The sequence below is a fragment of the Paenibacillus sp. PastM-3 genome (genome assembly GCF_029893965.1).
In the GTDB taxonomy this organism is placed as follows: Bacteria; Bacillota; Bacilli; order Paenibacillales; family Paenibacillaceae; genus Paenibacillus_AQ.
In genome coordinates this window covers 116,122-137,207 of record NZ_JARXXP010000010.1, presented here as the reverse complement: position 1 = coordinate 137,207, position 21,086 = coordinate 116,122, and the positions used below count along the sequence as shown (strand labels likewise).

Annotated in this window: 12 protein-coding genes and 1 riboswitch; of the genes, 9 read left to right on the top strand and 3 right to left on the bottom strand. The window is 55.2% G+C overall.

Annotated elements, in window-relative coordinates:
- Nucleotides 1-32 precede the first annotated feature (32 nt).
- The 9 genes from M2108_RS16130 (at nt 33) to M2108_RS16090 (ending at nt 18,111) form a co-directional block, all read left to right on the top strand.
- Entirely contained in the window at nt 33-668 is a 636-nt protein-coding gene (locus tag M2108_RS16130; RefSeq protein ID WP_277470412.1) for a beta-mannanase, read from the top strand.
- 267 nt (nt 669-935) lie between these two features.
- Nucleotides 936-2,198 (top strand): hypothetical protein, encoded by a 1,263-nt coding sequence (locus M2108_RS16125; RefSeq protein ID WP_090719956.1) that lies wholly within the window; start codon nt 936-938, stop codon nt 2,196-2,198.
- The gene (locus M2108_RS16120; RefSeq protein ID WP_277470411.1) at nt 2,195-5,275 is read left to right on the top strand and encodes a GAP1-N2 domain-containing protein; all 3,081 of its coding nucleotides are present in this window, start codon (nt 2,195-2,197) and stop codon (nt 5,273-5,275) included. Before M2108_RS16125 ends, M2108_RS16120 begins: the two co-directional genes overlap by 4 nt.
- A gap of 1,031 nt (nt 5,276-6,306) precedes the next feature.
- A riboswitch (cobalamin riboswitch) is annotated at nt 6,307-6,514 on the top strand.
- A gap of 271 nt (nt 6,515-6,785) precedes the next feature.
- A complete protein-coding gene (locus tag M2108_RS16115; RefSeq protein ID WP_277470410.1) occupies nt 6,786-11,999 on the top strand; it encodes an S-layer homology domain-containing protein in 5,214 nt (1,737 codons plus the stop codon).
- Between the two features lie 185 nt (nt 12,000-12,184).
- Nucleotides 12,185-13,051, top strand: a complete 867-nt coding sequence (locus M2108_RS16110; protein ID WP_277470409.1) for a DUF4430 domain-containing protein — start codon at nt 12,185-12,187, stop codon at nt 13,049-13,051.
- Nucleotides 13,048-13,992, top strand: coding sequence for an energy-coupling factor transporter transmembrane component T (locus tag M2108_RS16105; RefSeq protein WP_277470408.1), 945 nt, complete (start codon nt 13,048-13,050; stop codon nt 13,990-13,992). Before M2108_RS16110 ends, M2108_RS16105 begins: the two co-directional genes overlap by 4 nt.
- Entirely contained in the window at nt 13,908-15,614 is a 1,707-nt protein-coding gene (locus M2108_RS16100; RefSeq protein WP_277470407.1) for an ABC transporter ATP-binding protein, read from the top strand. The genes M2108_RS16105 and M2108_RS16100 overlap by 85 nt, the downstream gene beginning before the upstream one ends.
- Nucleotides 15,578-16,264 (top strand): ECF transporter S component, encoded by a 687-nt coding sequence (locus M2108_RS16095; protein WP_277470406.1) that lies wholly within the window; start codon nt 15,578-15,580, stop codon nt 16,262-16,264. The genes M2108_RS16100 and M2108_RS16095 overlap by 37 nt, the downstream gene beginning before the upstream one ends.
- A gap of 137 nt (nt 16,265-16,401) precedes the next feature.
- Complete coding sequence (locus tag M2108_RS16090) at nt 16,402-18,111, top strand: methyl-accepting chemotaxis protein (protein WP_277470405.1); 1,710 nt, start codon at nt 16,402-16,404, stop codon at nt 18,109-18,111.
- Between the two features lie 138 nt (nt 18,112-18,249).
- Here the strand turns inward: M2108_RS16090 and qoxD are convergent, their stop codons facing one another.
- Genes qoxD through qoxB form a run of 3 tightly spaced genes read right to left on the bottom strand, consistent with a single transcriptional unit; the run spans nt 18,250 to nt 21,081 of the window.
- A complete protein-coding gene (qoxD, locus tag M2108_RS16085) occupies nt 18,250-18,543 on the bottom strand; it encodes a cytochrome aa3 quinol oxidase subunit IV (protein ID WP_039870052.1) in 294 nt (97 codons plus the stop codon).
- A gap of 1 nt (nt 18,544) precedes the next feature.
- On the bottom strand, nt 18,545-19,141 hold the full coding sequence (locus tag M2108_RS16080; protein WP_277470404.1) for a cytochrome (ubi)quinol oxidase subunit III: 597 nt from the start codon (nt 19,139-19,141) through the stop codon (nt 18,545-18,547).
- Complete coding sequence (qoxB, locus tag M2108_RS16075) at nt 19,138-21,081, bottom strand: cytochrome aa3 quinol oxidase subunit I (RefSeq protein WP_277470403.1); 1,944 nt, start codon at nt 21,079-21,081, stop codon at nt 19,138-19,140. The genes M2108_RS16080 and qoxB overlap by 4 nt, the downstream gene beginning before the upstream one ends.
- Between the last annotated feature and the right edge of the window lie 5 nt (nt 21,082-21,086).

The following is a 21,086-nucleotide window of genomic DNA, read 5'->3' as shown; positions in this document are numbered from 1 at the left end:
AGTTAATGAACAGGTGAAAGGAGCATACAGTCATGAGGTACGCCGAAGAAACTCCCCCTGCACAGGCCATTACGGAAGTGACTGCCCGGGTGGAGGACCGGTTCTGTACGCTGAGATGGCGATGGCCGGACGGCGTACAGGCGGTCTGCATCCACAAAGGAACAGCGGAGGGCCCAGGCCGGGGGGAGCTTCCGCCTTCCGGCATGAAGCTGTACACCCGCGAGGAATACAAAGCGAACAACGGCTACCGGGACCGGATGGATGATATCGGCCTGGTGGTCTATACCATATATGCCCGGATTAACGATAACGGTGAGACACTGCTCATCAGGCAGCCGGACCGTTCTAACGAGATTACAGTCAGTGCCGGCAAGGCCAGAATTTATTATTCAGTAAGCCAGAAGAAAACGATATTCGGCAAGCAAAAAACAGTACATATGACGATTACCGCCGAAGTGCCGGTGCCGAAGGATGTACTCTGCTATGTCAAAAAAAGAGGCGGGTACCCGGCTTCCAGGGAGGACGGCGTGCTGTTCCCGTTCGTGCAGGATTTCGCCGCCGGACGGAACACGCTGCCGCCGATCGAGATCGGTAAAGAAGACTTTGTGCGGATTTTTTTCACCGACGGGCGGAAGTACGGGCAGTATTACGAGCTGGTGCCGGAATAAGTGTACTTTATGCAGCTAAAGGCTCGGATTTATTGCTGGAACAGGCTTTAGCTGCACTTTTTGCAGCCAGATCAGGAGATTTCCCCGAAAAGGGGCTAAACTGGCTGATATAAGTGTACAAAGTGCAGCTAAAAGGTAAAAAGCCGTTCTGACAGGTAAAATAGTTGTACAAAGTGCCGTTAAGGTACAGAGCAGCGCATAGCCCCATAACGAATGGCCAACAAGAAGTAACGCTCAGACAACGACAAAACGCTGGGAGGAAAAGAAATGTCTTTTTTCAGCCGCTTTATGAAGAAAAACCAGCCGCAGCCGCGGCCGCTTTTTTATGATATTGTGTGCCCTTACTGCTTCACGAAATTCCAGCCGGAGGAAGTCGTTTTCCGGGCCATGCACAGCCGTGAGGATGATGAGAATTACGCACTGGGCGAGGATGATGCCCTCAACAAGTACCGCGAGCGCTTCGGGCTCGATACGGTGGATGATATGGAGGCCATTCTGAATCCGGCTGACATTCCGGAAGAATACCACCATTACACGGATCATGTGCTGACCGGGCTCACCGACCGCTACGGGGTGCTGACGCGCAGACGGCTCTGCCCGGCCTGCCATAATGAGCTGCCTGTAACCGCGGGCAAGGTGCCGAGCAATATTATCTCCATCATCGGCGCTTCCCAGGTAGGGAAGTCGGTGTATATGACCTCGCTGATCCATACGCTGCAGCATACGACGGCGGGGCATTTTGACGCAGCCTGCATGCCGCTGAATGCCGAGATCAGCCGCAAGTTCCGCACGCTGTACGAAGAACCGCTGTTTGAGCGCGGCGATCTGCTGGCCTCGACCCAGAAGGAAAAAATGCAGGAGCCGTTCATCTTCCAGTTTGTCTTCAAGGATGAGAGCAAGCCGCCGCTGACACTGGTGTTCTTCGATGTTGCCGGCGAAGGCATGGTCGATCAGGATTATCTCGGGCTACACGGCCAGCATATCAAAAACTCGGCGGGTATCCTGTTCATGGTCGATCCGCTGCAGATCCGCTCCATCCGTGAGAAGATCCGCATCAACTACGGCGACAAGCCCGGCGAGTGGGTATCGCAGTATGATGAGCCGCGCGATGTGGTGCTGACGATGTTCGGCGATTTTATCGCTTATCAGGAGAAGAGCAAAACCTCCATCCCGACAGCGGTCGTGCTGACCAAAAGCGATATGCTGCATTCGCTCAAGGATGAGGACGGCGATTATATCAAGTCGAACAGCAATGTTTTTAATAACTATGTGCACCGCAAAACGCTGAACCTGGACGAATATCATAACATCGACGGAGAAATCCGCCGCTTCATCGAGAAGGTGGACCGCCCGTTTAAGGATACGATGGATGTTTATTTTGCCAATACGGGGTATTTCGCCGTGTCTGCGCTGGGCAGCAATCCGGTCAATCAGAGGATAGAGGGTGTGGTCAGCCCGATCCGTGTGGACGAGCCTTTTATCTGGCTGCTGCATAAGCTGAATTATATTGAGGGGAGCGACGGGCCGTGAACAGATTTTCAGGGTCCGGCATCACCCAGCAGATGTACACCCGCGAGCGGCGCGGGGTTTACCGGGCAACCGAGGGCTTCGATACGGTAGCGAAATCGGACAGTCTGGATCATAATTTTGTCAAAAAAATTCTCCATCCCTTCTGCGTCTACGATGCTCCGGCTGAGCTTTCGGCACGCGGCGAGAAGAATGAGGAGATTTATCCAGCTGCGCTGCATCTGTTCCATACGGAGACGAACGATACCGTAATTGGGCAGAGCCGCTACCTGGCGGCTGATTTTACGGGGCAGCGGAGCGCTTTTTTCGCCCATAACTTTATTGTGCCGCCGATCCGCTCGGAGGAGATTGTGGAGCATTACGGGGACTGGCTGCATGCAGACTTTGCCGTCAGTCATGAAGGTGAGCCAGGGGGAACATTGCCGGAGCTGGACCAAATCCCTGTGCGGCAGCGCGAAAGCCGGCCTGACCCGCTGACGGTGCTGCGCACGCTCGGTTTTACCGAAGAAACGTTCAAGGCCCTGCTGCAGGCGGTTATGCTCTCCGTAGCCGGGAAGAAAAAAATCTACATTGCGCTTGATGTGCCGATCAGCGAGGTGTCACGGCGTGCCGCAGAGCTGACGGAGGTCCTGTTCAGTGTGCTGCCGTATGATTTCCGCCGCAGACTGGGCGTGATTACGTATGCGAATGAGCCGCAGAGCCGCAAATATATCCATCTGACCTTTGTGGAAAAAGGCTCGCTGCGTCCCGGGGACCGCAATATCGAGAAGGATTATGTGTTCGATCTGGCCTCCGGCCGGATGCTGAATACTGATTTTGGCGGAACGCGCCAGCCTTTTGCCGAGCTTGTCTGGAAGACGCTTAACCGGAAGGGCAGCATGGAGGATTATGCCCGTTTTGCCGATTCCCTGCTGACAGGTGAAGGGGTTGATCGCAAGCTGCAGCTGGCGGTTTACAACGAGCTGGCGGTCTTTTATGAGATTGAGCAGGGGGATGAGCAGTCGTACGCGGACAATAAAATCGCTGTGCTCAGCGGTCTGTTGTCCTACCTTAAGCCCCGGGGAGCACTGGAGTCACGGGTACGGCTGAATGATCTGTTCCTGGAGCGCTTCGACCGTGAGTATGATGCCATCCGGCAGCGCGGGATTCCCCAGCCTGAGGTGCTGGAGCAGTTTAAGGAGTACTTTGTGCTGGAGGGTCATAATTACCGCGGCAAAATCGTCGATTATTTCATCAACGGCATGCTGAACTGTCCGGCTGCGGGACGGGAGGATGTGCTGGCTGCAGCTTATGGCATTATCGAGAGCAATGACGGGCTGAGTGCAGCTTTTTTCAAAAAAGTGCTTGGCCAGCCAGTATTCCGCAGACAGCTGCTGGAGCCATATATGGAATCCCGGCTGGCTGCTGCGGCTGATTCAAGGGAGGTTATGCGCTTCGTATTCCATTGGGGGCGGTCATTGCCGGAGGTGCTGCAGCAGTCCTTTGCCCGGGATATGATCAAAGAATATCTGCTGGAAAAGCTGGCCGGGGACAACAATCCTGTGGCTGCCGTAGCGGCAGCCCATGATTTTGTCGAGAAAGCCGAAAAAGAACGGCGCAGAGGCAGCGGCCTCTATCCGGAGGCGATGTCGCTGCTGCTGGAGCTTGCGGATGCGGCAGACCGTTTTTTGCTCAGCCGTGTTGATCTGGACGAGCTGACGCTGGAGCAGCTGCTGGATATTTCGTTCCTGCGTTACCGCGATGCTGAGGACTGGCAGCCGCCGCTGGATTCCATCAGCAGACGCAAGGCGAATGCCCTGCAGGCCGCCTACCGCTGGTTTGGCGAGGAGAAGCCGGATGAGCGGATTTTTGCCGGACTTGCGCCGCGTGAGCTGGACGATGTGCAGCTGCTTGGACGGCGCTGGCTGAAGGATATGCGCAGTGCGGAGCCGTTTGAGCGTCTGCCGCTGGCATTCTATCACATCAGTGAGCGTGAAGACGGGCCGCTGGATTATGAGGCTTTGCTGGAGCTGGTTGTGCGCAAGGCGGGCGGAGATAAGGAGACGGTGTACCGTTTCTTCGACTGGTCGCAGGGCAGCCGGCTGTTCACAGTCTCGAATAAAAAGCTGTGGCCGGGATATAAACGGGCCATTCTGAAGTATTTCATGAACAAGGACCGTGAAGCGTTCAAGAGCCGTGATTTCCGCAAAAGCTATGCAGCTGCCGCAGGCCCGGCGCTGCAGAATGTCTACAATGAAGCCCGCGGCAAGCTGGCTTCACCGCTGGCGCGGTGGGTCAGCCGCAGCCGATTTCAACTCCTGATCAGCGGCTCCGTTCTGGGGCTCGTGATCATCGCGGTCATTATAGCGGTCAGCCTGCTGCGGCCGGACCCTGCCGATACGGCACAGCCGGAGAATGGCTCCGGGGCCGGCGGTGCCTCGACGGTTACCGCTATGCTTGGCAGCGGCGGGACAGCCGGCACCCGGTTGGTGTTCACCTTTGAGGATGCCGCAGAGTGTTCCGCCTTTAAGCCGGCGGAGATCGGGCTCATGTCCGGGGATGAGGTGACGGACATGTATGATGTTGTTGCGACGACGGGCAACTGCCTCGTGGCGTCACCGGAACCGGGAGCCGCCGCCACGGATGCAGCAGGCTCTGGTACGGACGGCGGCGCGTCGGGCAACGCGGGCTCTAGTACGGACGGCGGCGCGGCGGACAACGCGGGTACCGGGACGGACGGCAACGCGGGTACCGGAACAGGAGACGGAGGCGAGTCCGTCTCTTCGCCGCCGTCATCCGGCCAGCCGGATGCTGCGCTGTACCAGGTCATCGTTGACCTGGAGCAGGGCGCGGCACTGGCCGCTGGCAGCATGATTACGGCCGGTGAGTACAAGCTGATTGTTCAGCCTGCTCCTGCGGCGGGGGTGACCACATCTCCGGCAGCACAGCCTTCCGCCACAGCTGAGGCCACGCCTGACGCTTCAGCTGGTACCAATAACACTGGTAACAATGCCGGCGGAAGCAATCCAGCAGGTGAGACAAGCACTGGCGAATCCGGCACAAACGGTGCTGGTGCAGAGAGCACTGCCGGAGCGGAGTAACGACTATTTTATATAGCCAACCAACCAACTAACAAAAAAACAAACTATCATAATCCTGAACAGCACAAATAGCCGAATGACGGCTTGGGTGCGTTCAGGATTTTTTTCAGCAGAATGCGATGAAGCTGTTAACAGAATATTGTTGCAGAGAGCGCAGTCAGAGTAGAGGAACGTTTTCTTGCAGACTAACTTTATCTTATTTGCAGCATATACTCTATTCTGAACTAATAAACTGTGTATGTGGCCGGGCTGGTACGTTCATGATCCTTTTACAGCTGGCTGGATGTAACGACTAAGTGGATTTTAGACAACTAATCTCTGCCGAACCAAGCGATTAACAGAACTAAGTGGAAATTCGCTACTTAATTCAGGCGATTTCGCTGAAATGTGGGCTTAACCAGTAAATTAAGTGTCTATTTTCCAATTAATTACGCTGGAATGAGGGTTTCGGCGAAATTAAGTTGCTTTTTTCCAACTAGCTGCCGCGTCCGCCTTGCCTATGTACAGAGTAGTCTGTGTGTGGTCGGGGTTGTCGGGGTGTCTGTGTAAGAGTAAAGCAGGCGTGTGGTAGGAGTGGTCTAGTTAGGGTAGAAGGTGGTCCGTGAGAACAGATTAACTTGCACGGCGGGGAACTTGAGCTAGCTATGTTGGGTTGGAGCAGTCTCAGTGGTTGGAGTGGCCTGTGTAAGAATGTAGTCTGCGTGTGATTGATCTGGTCTAGGTAGAGTTGAAGGTAGTCTGCGAGTACAGGTTAGTTTGCATGGCAGGGAGTTTAGTTATCTATTAGAGTTAGAGTTGTTTATGTGTTTATGTGTTTATGTGTTTATGTGTTTATGTGTTTATGTGTTTATGTGTTTAGGTACTTAGGCAGTTCACGCGCACATTGCCCTTATTACACAAGCGTCTGGTTAGAGCAAGTCTCGTGCAGCCTTATGCCAGCGCTAATAGCTGACATGGAATGGAATGAGATTGTAACAGCTTTTCTATGGACATAGAGGGAAATAGTAGATATGATTATGAATATTAAAATTTAATAAGCTATTGAAAAGGGTGCGCGTTCTTGTGTTTCATAGAACCGCTTAATAGGGAAGGCCGGTGCAAGTCCGGCGCGGTCCCGCCACTGTAAATGCAGAGCGACTCCTGCAGATGTGCCACTGTCCGGCTGTTTATGCTGACGGGAAGGCAAAGGGGAAGCGATGAAGCATAAGCCAGGAGACCTGCCTTTTTTCATGGACGTTTCACTTCTTCGTGGGGTAAGAATGCGGAACACATGCAGATGAACTGCGGCTTAGAGCATATGCGCGCCTTGCAGAAGGTACGCCTGCTGATGGCCGGCCTGTGAGCAGCAAGCTCAGCTTACAAGCTGTCCAGCCGTTAATTTGTATTCTTCCCGGCCGCCCTTAACAGGGCGGTTTTTATGTTGGGCAAGTGAGGCTGGGGGAGAATTCCAGTCTGTGCTGCTGACTGCACTGATGGCACGATCATTCTATTAACAGAAAAGGGGTTAACAATGAAGAAGAAATTCTCTGCCAGGTATTGGCGGCTTGGCCTGGCTTTATTGCTGGTTATCTCGATTATCGGAGGCGCTGTTGTTCCTTCCGGACAAAGCTATGCAGCCGCTGATTCAGCGGTTCAAGGGGCGGAACGTGTAACAGATGCTATGTATGCAGCAGACGCTTTCTCCTCGGAGCTGCCGGGTGCTCTGGAGGCAGTAGCGCAAAACGGACAAGTTACCGTAAAAGAGGCCACCTACAAAACTGCCGAATATATTCTGGCCGGCGGTGTGACGTCGGAATGGCAGGCCATCGGGCTGGCCCAGGCCGGCTATACCGTACCTGACAGCTATGTGCAGGCACTTGAGCAAAAGGTTAAGGCTGCCGGCGGCAGCTTTTCCAGTGTAACGGATTATGCCCGGATTGTGCTCGCAGTAAAGGCTGCAGGCGCTGATCCGGAGAATTATGCCGGCACCGGCTCCGCTGCAGGCTATAATCTGATCGAGAAAATCTATAACAATACCAGAATCAGCGGACAGACCCTGAATGCCCCGGTATATGCGCTGCTCGCACTGGATTCCGGCAATTATACCATTCCGGGCGATGCGAAATGGACCAAAGCTGCGCTGCTCGGCGAGATTTTGTCCAAGCAGAATGCGGATGGCGGTTTTACCCTGTCCACAGGTGCCAGCGACCCGGATATGACAGCAATGGCCTTGACGGCGCTGGCTGCACACCGGAATGAACCGGGCGTAGCGACAGCCGGACAGAAGGCGGTAGCCTGGTTATCCGCTGCACAGGACAGCAAAGGCGGATACGGCGACAACAGTGAGAGTGCTGCCCAGGTTATTATTGGTTTGACCTCCTTTGGCGTGGACCCGTCCGGGGCTGATTTTACCAAAGCAGAAGGGGATCTGACCGGAAGACTGCTGAGCTTCTTTACAGCCGGCGGCGGTTTTGCCCATAACGAAGGCGGCAATGTCAATGCGTATGCTACCGAGCAAGGTCTGCAGGCGCTGGTTGCCTATAATCTGTTCAGCGGCGGAAGCAACGGGAAGCTGTATGATTTTACAAAACCGGCAGCGCAGAACCCGCTTGTATATGTACCGCTTGTAATTGAAGGACCTCAGGGTACGCTGGGCCAAGGGAATGCCTATGCAGGCAATGCCCTCGAAGCGCTGGAGAAGGTTGCAGCCCAGAACGGGCTGGCGCTTACGAATCCGTCCGGCAATTATGTTACGGCTATCGGCAATGTAGCTGCGGGAATGTTCGGCGGCTGGGATGGCTGGAGCTATGCTGTCGTCCGCGGAGGACAGTGGCTGTATCCGGATGTAGGCATGAAGGATTTCAGCCTCAAGGGCTCTGACCGGATTGTCGTCTATTACGGGGGCGCTGATACCCAGCTTGTTGAATCGGTAATTTTGTCCAAGGCGCAGCCAGGGGAAGACGAGGCGTTCACGGTTACTGTTAATCAGATCCGGTGGGTCTGGGACAATGTAACCAAAACTTCCAATCCAGTGATCTCCAAGGCAGCAGGTGTTGAGGTTGCAATCGGCGGCCTGACTGCGAAGACTGACCAGGACGGCAAAGCCGTGTTCAGCGTTGGTCTGGCGGAAGGTGATTATACACTGGCCGTTACCGGTTATGCAGCAAATCAGGCGCCTGCAGTTGTCAAATACACTCAGGCACTAAACGTTGTTTCTCAAAATGTATCCATCCGGCTGTCTGTTGAAGGACCGGAAGGCAATATTACAGAAGGTACGCTGAAGGCAGCAAATGCTCTGGCAGCGCTGAAAAAGCTGACCGCTTTGAACAATATCCCGCTGCAGATTACGGAGTCGTCGTTCGGCAGCTACGTATCCGGCATTGCCGGTGTTGCAAACGGGACTTACGGTGCTTATTGGAATTTTGCAGTCTATCGCGGCGGAGAATGGATTTACCCGGCTGTAGGCATGGGAGTCTATGAGCTTGAGGAGTCTGACCGTGTTCTCGTTTACTTTGCGGGGGCAGATACACAAGTAGTAAATAAGGTAACTGTAACCCCGGAACAGCCACAGCCGGATGAGGCATTTACGGTTAAGGTTACGCAGGCTAAATGGGATTGGAACAGCAATAGTCGGGTAGAATCACCGGCGACCGGTGTGCAGGTAACGATTGACGGCACAACAGTAAATACGGACGATAAGGGCACGGCTTCCTTTGAAAAGGGTCTGTCTGCCAAAGTCTACACGCTGGCCGTAACCGGCTATGTCAAAGGGGCTGCCCCTAAAGTTGTACGGCACACGCAAGCCTTCAAGGTAGCTCCCGGCAATGTGACAGCTTCTCTGGCCATTGAAGGACCGCAGGGTCCTTTGGCGGAGGGCACGCTTGATGCGTTCAACGCTTATGATGCCCTGCAGCAGCTGACGGCTGCCCGCGGAATTGAACTGCAGGCAACAGAATCACAGTACGGCATTTTCGTTCAGGGAATCGGCGGGATTGAGGGCGGCGTCTACCACAAAGACGGGTATTGGGGCTTTGCCGTATCCCGCGGCGGCAAATGGATCTATCCAGAAACCGGAATGAACGATTACGTGCTGCAGGCGTCTGACAAGGTGCTTGTTTATTACGGCGGAGGCAATACACAATTTGTCGAATCACTGGCGGTTACGCCAACACAGCCTAAGCAGGGTGAAGCATTTACGGTTAAGGTTATGCAGATTGCACAGGTCTGGGATGCGAATTATGTACCAGAACTGGTTGTCTCTGCAGCTGCAGGAGTTCAGGTCAGTGCCGGTGGAGTTACAGCTACAACAAACTCAGAGGGAATAGCAAACTTCGGGCAAGGTCTGACTGCCGGTACGCATACTCTGGCTGTAACGGGATACGCGGAAGGCCAGCTGCCAAGCATCGCCCGTTATACACAGGCGTTGACGGTAGTGAGCCCGTCCACGGTTCCACAGCCGGCAACAGCCACCATTTCCGTTACAGGCGATAGCCTGAAAGGTACGATTCTCTCCAGTACAACTGTAATGCTGAACGAAGGCGAAACAGCTTACAGCCTTTTGGTCCGCCAGCTTGGCAGCAAAGTGGTGAGCGGCGGCAGCGGTGACAGTGTCTATATTAGATCGATCGACGGCCTGGCTGAGATGGACCGCGGCAAGGACAGCGGCTGGATGTATTCGGTCAACGGCAGCTATCCGAAAACAAGCGCAGGCAGCTATAAGCTCAGCAGCGGGGATGTGCTGGCCTGGCGCTATACAACCGACGGCGGAGCAGATATCGGAAATCCGCCGGGCGGCCCGGGAAGCGCCGGGGGAACAGGAGCAGCAGGTTCCGGAAGTCTTGCAGGAGTAACCATTACTGATGACAATACTCTTCCGCTCAATCAGGTCGGCCAGACGACAGCCGTAACCGGTACAGTGATGGCAGCAGCTGAAGCTGCGGCGCTTAAACAGCAGCTGGCGGCCAACGTGGTCACCATTGAGCAGAATGTGACTCCGGGGGCAGCAGCTTCCCTTAAGGACAGCGGCGGAGAAGTAGAACTGCAGCTGCCTTCCGGTGCAGTGTCCGGAACAGTGAAAATCAGTGTAAGAGAGAGCAGCTCAAACCGTACGGAGCTTGTATCGGGATTGTATGATTTCAAGCCGGACGGCACGAAATTCCTGAAGACAGCGGATCTGCTGATCCGCATTCCGGTTACAGCCGTTAATCCGGCCAATCTGGCGCTGGCCTGGCTGGATGAAAGTACAGGCAACTGGATACCGGTTCCCGCATCACTTGATCTGAAGACAGGCATCATGACCGGTAAAGTCAGCCACTTCACCACATACGCGGTCGTAGACCGCAGCAAGTTTGAGCCGCAGCAGGGCAAGCTGGCGAGTGATATTACGGCAACAGCCAAGACTGTGGCAGCAGCAGAGGAGCTGAGCGATTGGCAAGCCATTGGCCTAGCCCGCACTGGCCATGCTGTACCGGCAGGCTATTTGACCGCAGTGAAGGAGCAGCTTGCTGCAAGCAGCGGTGAATTCCGCAAGGTAACCGATTATGAGCGTCTGGTGCTGGCCGTGGCTGCGGCCGGGGCAGATCCGCAGAGTATCGGCGGATATAATCTGATTGAGAAGATTTATAACAACGGCAATATGGCAAGCCAGGGAAGCAACGGTCTGATTTTTGGCCTGATTGCTCTCGATAGCGGCTCCTATAAGGTGCCAGCAGATGCGCTGTGGACCAGGGAACGTCTGATTGCTGCGATTCTGGAGCTGCAGAGCAAGGACGGCGGCTTCCCGCTGACCGCCGGAGGCACTGATGATGTGGATCTGACCGCGATGGCGGTCACGGCACTCTCCGCCCATACCAGCCAGGCGGCAGTGCAGGCCGCTCTGGACAAAGCGGTAACGTGGCTGTCCGGACAGCAGCTGGAGAACGGCGGCTACAAGGTATCCGGCACAGAAAACAGTGAAAGTACTGCCCAGATTATTATTGCCCTCAGTACTGCCGGCATTGGTCCGGGAGATGCACGTTTTGTAAAAGCGAAGGGCGGGCTGCTGAGCCATCTGGCTTCATTCAGACAGGCAGACGGCAGCTATGCCCACACTGCAGGACAGCAAGGCAACGGTCTGGCTACGGAGCAGGCGCTGCTGGCATTGTCAGCCTATAGCCGCTTCCTGACAGGTGATTCCAAGCTGTTCAGCATTACGCCGGGAGCAGTGAACGGCGTTACCTTTACCGATGAAAGCCAAATCTCTGCCTGGGCGCTTGCTTCCGTACAAGAGGCCTTTAATCAGGGACTGATGAAGGGCGTTAGTGAAACGGCCCTGGTCTTTGCTCCGAAGCAGAAGATCACCCGTGCCGAATTCGCAGCCCTGCTGTTAAGGCTGACGGGAGAAACGCCGGCTGATTCCTCGGCAGCTGCTGTATTCAGCGATGTAAAAGCCGGTTCGTGGTATTACGGGACGGTGCTGAAAGCGAAGGAGCTGGGAATTATTTCGGGTGTAAGCGATACGACCTTTAACCCTAACGGTTATATTACCCGGCAGGATATGGCGGTTATGATCATGAGGGCCTTCAAGCTGGAGGGCAGCGGAGCATCTGCTGTCTTCACGGATGAGAGCCGGATCAGCAGCTACGCGTTGTCTGCTGTCCGCACCGTATCCGGTCTGGGCTATATGAGCGGGTATAACGGCTCCTTTGATCCAGCAGCCGCGGTAACCCGTGAAATGGCCGCAGTCGTTGCAGTCCGGCTGCCGTAGGACGCTGCCGCGGTTTATGCGAAAGGTTACAAGAAAGAGCAGATTTACAGCCCGGTTTAAGCTAAAATAAATGAAGATGATAGGATCGGGATAGAACGGGGGCATCAGGCTCTCGTTCTTTCCCTTTTTTTTCAAAGATAAAAAGGGTATGTTCTGCGGGATTATTTCAGGAGGTGCAAAGAGTAATGATTAGACCGGCTATCCGCCGTTTGCTTCCGCCAGCGCTAGTGCTGCTGGCCGCGCTGCTGCTGCCGGGCTGCGCAGCCCCCGGCAGGGATGCCGCCGCCCCGGCTGCGGGCGGCAGCGCCACTGCCACGGCTGCGGCACAGAGCCCGCAGCCGGCGGCCACCGCGTCTCCGCAGCCCGGAGACGCTGCCGTCACCGCCCCGCCGTCCGCGCCGGCGGGGCACACCACGCCGTCTCCCGCAGCGGAGACGGCCACCCAAGGCGCGGCCACAGCCGCCGCGCCTGCCACAGCGCCTGCGGGCAGCAGCCCCGCAGGCACGATAGCGCCGGACGCGCACCGTCCGGCGGCCACGGCCACGGCGCCGCCCGCCAAGGGCGCCGGCGCCACCGCAGCGGCAGCGGCGAAGCCGTCCGCTGCCGCAAGCCCTTCTGCCGGCGCGGCGAAGCCGGCACCCGCACCGTCGCCGCAGCAGGCAGCGACGGCTAAACCCACGGCGGCTGCACAGCCTGCCGCCGTGGCGGACACAGCCGTCATCTCCATTACAGGAGATGCGGAGCACGGGGTGATTCTTGCGCCGGCGGCGTTCGAGATCAAGGAAGGCGAAAGTGCGCTGGACCTGTTGAAGCGGATTACCCGCCAGCACAAAATCCAGATGGAATTCCAGGGAGTCAAAGGCTTTGCCTATGTCGAAGGCATAGACAATCTATATGAATTGGATCATGGCGCGGAGAGCGGCTGGATGTACCGGGTGAACGGAGAGTTCCCGGACAAGAGTGCCGGAAGCTACACCGTTCAGCCCGGGGATACGATAGAATGGCTGTATACACTTGACCTCGGCAAGGACATCGGAGCCAAAGCGCCATGAGCAGCGGCTTCCGGGCCATGCATCCGGCAGTAGCGCTGCTCTATTACGCCGGGCTGCTGCTGTTCGCCGCCCTGATGATGCATCCGCTTTTTCTGATTACCGAGCTTACGGGGCTGATCCTCCTGCTGCTGCTGCAGGGGCAGGGCCGTCAGCTGCTGCGCGGGCTGCCCTTCTATCTGCTGATGGCCGGCTCCGTGGCTGTGCTGAACCCGTTGTTCTCGCACAGGGGAGCGCATATCCTGTTCTACCTGTGGGACCAGCCGGTTACGCTGGAGGCTGTGCTGTACGGGCTGATCATGATGCTGGTGCTGCTTACGATATTTCTGTTATTTATCTCTTATAACTACACCGTAACAACGGATAAATTCATGTATGCCTTTGCTGCGGCTGCGCCCAAGACGGCCTTGCTGACACTGATGGCCATCCGGTTTGTGCCCTTGTTCCAGAGAAGGCTGCGCGAAATCACCCTGATCCAGCGGTTTCGGGGAATTGATGTCGGTGAAGGGAGCCTGCGTAAAAGAATGCGTGATGGCATGACCCTGCTGAAGGTGCTGCTGACCTGGTCGCTGGAGGAGGCGCTGCAGACGGGGGACTCCATGAAAGCAAGGGGGTATGGTATGCGCAGACGCAGTACGTACTCGATATACAAAATGGACTGGTTAGACAAAGCCGTGCTCCTGCTGCTGGGGCTCAGCGGACTGATTCCGCTGATTCTTTGGCTGCAGGGCTATGGAACATTTGAAATCTATCCGCGTATGAAGCCTTTGGTATTCGGCAGCGGGGAAGCGGTGATGTACATCAGCTTCTGCCTGTTCGTGCTGATTCCGCCGGGCTTGGAAGGAAAGGAGATTTGGCAATGGAGATCATCGCGGCGGAAGGCGTATCCTTCCGTTACCCCGGGGCCGAACGGGACTCGCTCCATGAGCTCACCTTTACGGTAGAGGAGGGGGAGTTTGTAGTACTGATGGGCCCGTCTGGCGGCGGCAAAACGACGCTGCTGCGCCAGCTGAAGCGTGAGCTCACCCCTGTAGGGACCGGAAGCGGCGTGATCCGTTATGCAGGATTGCCTCTGGCGGAGCTGCCGGACGAACGGGCGGCCGGAGAGATCGGGATGGTATTCCAGAATCCGGAGGCGCAGATTGTCATGGATACCGTCTGGCATGAGCTGGCCTTCGGGATGGAGAATCTGGGCCTCGCGCCGCAGGTGATGCGGAGCAGACTGGCGGAGATGGCCGGCCTGTTCGGCCTGGAGCCGCTGCTGTACAAGCCGGTGCATGAGCTTTCCGGCGGCCAGAAGCAGCTTCTTAATCTGGCCTCAGTCCTGCTGCTTCAGCCAAAGCTGCTGCTGCTGGACGAGCCGACCTCACAGCTCGATCCGGTTGCAGCGCGTGAATTCATCCAGACCCTGCACCGGTTGAATGAGGAAATGTCGGTGACTATTATCATCAGCGAGCACCGTCTGGAGGAGGTGCTGCCGCTGGCTGACCGTGTGCTGCTTATGCAGGACGGAATGCTGCAGGCGGCCTGCCCTCCGCGGGAGCTTGTTTCCAAAGCAGCGGAGGGCACGTTTGCCGCGGTCCAAGCGTATTTGCCTACCGCAGCGCGCCTGTACCTGGCGCTGCCTGCACAGGGGAAGGCGGATGCTCTGACGGAGTCCATCCCCCTGACGGTGCGCGAAGGTAAACGCTGGCTGCATAACCTTGCGTCTGCTGCGGCGGGCGAACTGCCTGGCGGCAATTCTGCTGCCGCTGCCGGGAATAACACCGCTGCCTTGCCGCATAAGGTTGATTCCACTCCGCTGCTAAGTGCGAGAGAAGTTACCTTCCGTTACGAGAAGGAAGGCCGGGAGGTGCTGCGCAAGCTGAGTCTGGCGCTGCACCGGGGGGAACTGCTTGCCATTCTGGGCGGCAACGGCGCCGGTAAGTCCACGCTGCTGCATGTGTTGAGCGGGCTGGCCAAGCCGCAGCGCGGCAAGGTGGAGCTGGCCAGGGGGATAACAGCAGGTTTTCTCGCCCAGAACCCGCTGCTCTATTTCAGCTATGATACCGCGCTGGAAGAGCTGCAGCACATGGCTGCGTTTGCCCGTCTGGCACCGGATGAAGCCACATCGGAGATTTCCCGGCTGGCAGAGGCGTTTGAGCTTCAGCAGGTGCTGCAGAGCCACCCGCATGATCTCAGCGGCGGTCAGCAGCAGAAGCTGGCGCTTGCCATGGTAATGCTGCTGAAGCCGGCGGTGCTGCTGCTGGATGAGCCGACCAAAGGCCTCGATCCTGACGCGAAGGTGCGCTTTGCCGGGCTGCTCCGGCAACTGCTTGAGCAGGGGATGAGTATCGCCGTAGTAACACATGATGTAGAGTTTGCTGCACGGTATGCTTCCCGCTGTGCGCTGCTGTTTGACGGGAGCATCACGGCGGAGGGGAGTCCGGCGGATTTTTTCAGCAGCAACTATTTCTATACAACTGCAGTTAACCGCATGGTGCGGGATATACTGCCCCAGGCACTGACAATAGAGGATGTGATGACAGCATGGCAAGGTTACGCTTTCCGCTCATCGTTGCTGTAGCCCTGTTTCTGGCCGGCCTGGCGCTTACGGCGGCGCTGAAGGACCGCCATTATATGCTTTTGAGCCTTCTGCTGCTCGGGGCGGCACTGCTGCCTGTTTTTCTCCGGCTGGAACGGCGCAAGCTGGAGTCCAGGGAGCTGGTGCTGCTGGCTGTGTTGTCGGCTATTGCCGCAGTCAGCCGGATTCCGTTCGCAGCTTTGCCTAGCGTGAAGCCTGTATCCGCCCTTGTGATCCTGTCTGCCTATGTGTTTGGGGCGGAGGCGGGGTTTATCATCGGGGCCGTAGCTGCGCTGGTATCCAATATTTATTTCGGACAAGGGCCGTGGACACCGTGGCAGATGTTCGCCTGGGGAATGGCCGGGCTAAGCGCAGGCTGGCTGCGGAACTCCTGGTGGATGAAAAAGCGCGGAGGAATGCTGCTGTTCGGCTTTCTCTGGGGCTTTCTGTTCGGATGGATCATGAACATCTGGTACATTATTAGTCTGCCGGAGGCCTTCAGCTGGGGACTGGTTATGACTTCTTACGCTTCCAGTTTTTATTTTGACCTGGCTCATGCCTTGTCCAATGTGTTCTTTTTGGCCATACTTGCCGGGGGCTGGACCGGTGTACTGGAGCGTTTTCGCCGGAAATACGGGCTGCTGCAGGATTGAACGGATTCATTATTCCTGTCGAAACACTCCGCGAACATCAAGGTATTCGACAAAATTCAAATCTATGCATCATTTTTCGACTTTTTTCGCCGATATAGATTGTATAGAATGATAGGGAGAAGGCGGGAATAAGGCTGATGAGGAATTTAAAAGTGAAATTCAAAATGGCAGTTCTGGTAGCTGTTGCAGTAATCCTGGTGGTTGGTGTCGGAACTGTAGGAATCCTCTTTACGGGTAAACTTGCTGACCGGTCCCAGGAGACTTACAATCAGAATCTGATTCCCATCTATCTGGTTACTGAAATACGCGCCAATAACCGGGCGATCGAGTCTTTTCTCCTGGAGAATCTGCTGACGTTGGACTCAGACAAAAGCAAGCAGCTCACCGCTGAAATCCAGGGCAAGATTGAGCAGAACAACGAGCTGATGAACCAGCTGAAATCCATTGAGTTCAAGAATGCGAAGTTCAGCAACGGAATCGATGAGTATCTGTCGCTGCTTGAGGACTACCGGACTCAGCGTGATAATATCATTCAGCTGGCAGGCAAAAATCTGAATGAAGAGGGCTACCAGGTGTATTCGGGAAGTGCCTTCAGCGATTCGCGGACCAAGCTGTTCGGCTTGCTTGACGATGCCGCCGCTTCCCTGATTGCAGATGCCAAAGCGCATAACGAGCTGACACTATCCGATGCCAAGACCTCCAGTACGGTCAGCAGCCTGCTGATTACCGCTGCCTGGGTGCTGTGCATTGTCATCAGTATCATCATTTCCCGGCTGATCACGAAGCCGCTTAAAGAGCTCCAGGCTCTTATGAAACGGGCAGAAGAAGGTGACCTGACCGTAACCGCGGCTTATGCCTCCAGGGATGAGATCGGCCAGATCAACCAGTCCTTCAATTCTATGCTCACCAGTCTGAAACGGATGATGCAGGGGATATCGGAGAGTACGGAAATGCTGTCGGCTTCTTCACAGGAGATGAGTGCAAGCATAGAGCAGACGGCGCGCGCTTCACAGCTGATCGCCGAAGCCTCGGGCGATATTGCAGCCGGATTTGAGGTCCAGGCGGACAGCATTACCCGTACCACAGCATCCGTGCAGACCATGGCGGAGGATATTGCCGCAGTGGAGCGCAGCAGCAATGATATGGCCGGGCTGATGACAGGCGCTGCGGCTTCAACCGGATACGGTGCCGAGGCGGTAAACGGCATTATCACCCGGATGAGTGAAATCAATGCCAGCGTTGCTGCTACACAAGCCATTGTCGGCAATCTGGGCAGCCTCTCGGAGGAGATTAACACTATCATTACTACAATAAACGATATCGCGAACCAGACGAATCTGCTCTCGCTGAATGCCTCTATTGAAGCAGCCAGAGCAGGCGAACACGGACGGGGGTTCGCAGTGGTTGCGGAGGAAATCCGCAAGCTGGCTGAAGCGACAGGGCACAGCTCACTGAAGGTTACGGAGATCATTACGGATATCCAGCAGCAGACGAGCGGTGCAGTCGATTCAATGACTGCCGGATCGGAGCTTGTGGCACGGGGTGTCGCGCAGAGTGAAGCCGTCGCGCTGGCCTTTGCGGAAATCCAGTCTGCCATCGAGTCTGCTGTCCGGCAGACAGAGCGGATCAGAATCGCGGTGGAGCATGTCTCTGGGGAATCACAGTCGGTGACAGAAGCGATGGAACAGGTGGGCGAAGCTTCCCGTAAAGGTGCGGAGGATGTCCAGGATGCCAGTGCTGCGACCAGAGAGCAGCTGTCCGCCATGGGTGAGATGTCCATGTCCGCCCAGTACCTTGCGACGCTGGCTGAAGATTTACAGAAGGAGCTGGCAAGGTTCAAGCTATAGCAGAGTGTAAATAATTGTATCCGTAAACAGCCCCTGGAACGCTTAGGTTCCAGGGGCTGTTATGTTTTCACGTTCGATCCATCCTGTTATTCAAATGGCGCGGGCTTTACTGTGAAAACGATTATGAAGCTGTAGAGCTTACGCGTACCAGCCCCATACGAAGATGAAGAGGGTACCGAAAAGGGTGATTAGGCCTACAAACAAAGCATAGGCGATATTGAGGTAAAGCTCTTTCTTGGTATCTGCCGATTCGCCGATGTGCATGAACACGAACAGCTGCAGGGAAGCCTGGATAAGGGCAGTGACCGTCAATACCACCACATTGGCTGTATGGGACAGATCGCCGTAAATGACAATCAGCGCAGCGGCTGAAAGGACCAGTGAGGCCAGATAGCCCATTACATGGCGGATTGGAAATAGTTGCTTTATCATGTCACATCAGTCCTTTCAGATAGACGAAGCTGAAGATGAAGATCCAGACAACGTCTAAGAAATGCCAGAACAGTGAGAAGATAAATGTTTTGTTAGCTGTAGCGGGAGTAATTCCCCGGCGCCACAGCTGGATCATGATGCCTACTCCCCACAGGAAGCCGAAGCTGACGTGGGCACCGTGCGTTCCCAGCAGTATAAAGAGACTGGAGAGGAAGCCGCTGGTCTGAAGAGTAGCACCTTCATGAATATAAGTGAAAAATTCATCAATCTCAATCCCGATAAAACCGAGACCCATGAGCAGTGTAATGCCCATAAGGATCATCATGGCTTTCTTGTGGCCCAGACGCATGGCATGCACAGCCAGGCCGATCGTGAACGAGCTGGTCAGGAGCAGGAAGGTCTCAGCCAGCACCGGTCCGATTTCGAACAGCTCAGGGCCGCTAGGGCCGCTGGCATAACGGTTAACCATTACAAAATATACAGTAAACAGCGTAGCAAAGAGCGGAATTTCAGCTCCAAGGAAAACCCAGAAGCCAAAGATTTTGTTACTGTTTTCTTCAGTTGAATATTCCAGCGGCTTCGACGCATCTATTTTCATACAGTCTCACCCCGCAGTTTCTTTTCAGTAGCGATTACTTCCTCAGCTGACACATAGAAGCCATGATCCTGGTCAAAGGACATTGCAGCCAGCATAACGATAACACCGACTCCGGCGACAATAGCAGGAATCCACATGCTGAATACAAGGAAGAAGCCCAGGAAGAAGAAGATTACACCGAGGATAAACGGCTTCCCGGTATTGTTAGGCAAGTGAATCTTGGTGATTTTGTCTTCAAACAGCGGAATGTTCTTCTGTTTGGATTCCCAGAACGGATCCAGGGAATTAACCTTAGGCACAATTGCAAAGTTGTAAGCCGGGATCGGACTTGGTGTAGCCCATTCCAGGGTACGTCCATCCCAAGGGTCGCTGGTTGTATCTCTCGGCATGTAGCGGGTACTCCAGTAGATGTTGTACACCAGCAGTACGAAACCGATAGCCAGACCAACCGCTCCGGCGAACGACAGCATATTCAGCGGACCGAAGCCGGTCTCTTCCGAATAGGTGTACATCCGGCGTGTCATCCCCATCAGACCGAGGAAGAACAGCGGGAAGAAGGTTACGTTAAAGGAAATGATAATCCACCAGAAGGCATGTTTGCCGAGACGTTCGTTCAGACGGAAGCCGAATACTTTCGGGAACCAGTAGTGGAACCCAGCAATAACGGCGAACACCGCGCCCGGAATCAGAACATAGTGGAAATGCGCTACCAGGAACATCGTGTTATGGTACTGGTAATCAGCACTCGCCATCGCCAGCATGACGCCGGTAACCCCGCCGATAGTAAAGATCGGGATAAAGGCCAGCGTGTACAGCATCGGTGTAGTAAAGGTTATCCGGCCCTTACGCAGGGTGAACAGCCAGTTGAATATTTTGACCCCGGTCGGAACAGCAATCGCCATCGTGGTGATGGAGAAGAAGCTGTTGACCATTACGCCCTGACCCATGGTGTAGAAATGGTGAGCCCATACCAGGAAGGACAGGAGCGAGATGATAACCATACTGAATACCATGGAGGTATATCCGTACAGGTTCTTTTTGGAGAAGGTGGCAATAATCTCACTGTAAATACCGAAGGCCGGCAAAATAACAATGTATACCTCAGGATGCCCCCATACCCAGAACAGGTTGGCCCAGAGCATATCCATCCCGCCGTTAGCCATCGTAAAGAACTGTGAGCCGAACAGGCGGTCGAACATCATCAGTGCCAGTGCTACGGTAAGCACAGGGAAAGCGAAGACGATAATAACGTTTGTAATCAGTACAGACCAGGTGAACATCGGCATCTTCATCAGGGTCATGCCCGGAGCGCGCATTTTGAGGATGGTAACAATGAAGTTAACCCCTGTAATGAGCGTACCGATACCGGAAATCTGCAGTGCCAGAGAGTAGTAGTTGTTCCCTACAGTCGGGCTGAATTCCAGACTCGCCAGCGGGAAGTAAGCGGACCAGCCTGCATCCGGAGAACCGCCGATGACGAAGGAGATGTTAAGCAGCATGGCTCCCATGAAGAAAAGCCAGAAGCTGACGGCGTTGAGGCGCGGGAAAGCAACGTCTCTTGCGCCGATCTGCAGCGGAATGATGACATTCATCAGACCGATGATAAACGGCATGGCCATAAAGAGGATCATGATCAGACCGTGAGTAGTAAAGACCTCATTATAGTGCTGCGCATCAAGGAACTTCATTTCAGGCGCTGCAGTCTGCAGACGCATCATCATGGCGTCTACGCCGCCGCGGAAGAGCATCAGGAGGGCAGCCAGGATATACATAACCCCGATTTTCTTGTGGTCCACAGTGGTAAGCCATTCGCGCCAGAGATAGCCCCACTTCTTGAAGTAGGTCAACCCGACGAGAATCCCGATGGTGGCAAGTGCAATACTGACCATGGCTCCATAAATGAGGGGTTCGCCGTGAACCTTAAATTTCTCTAAATCCATTAGGG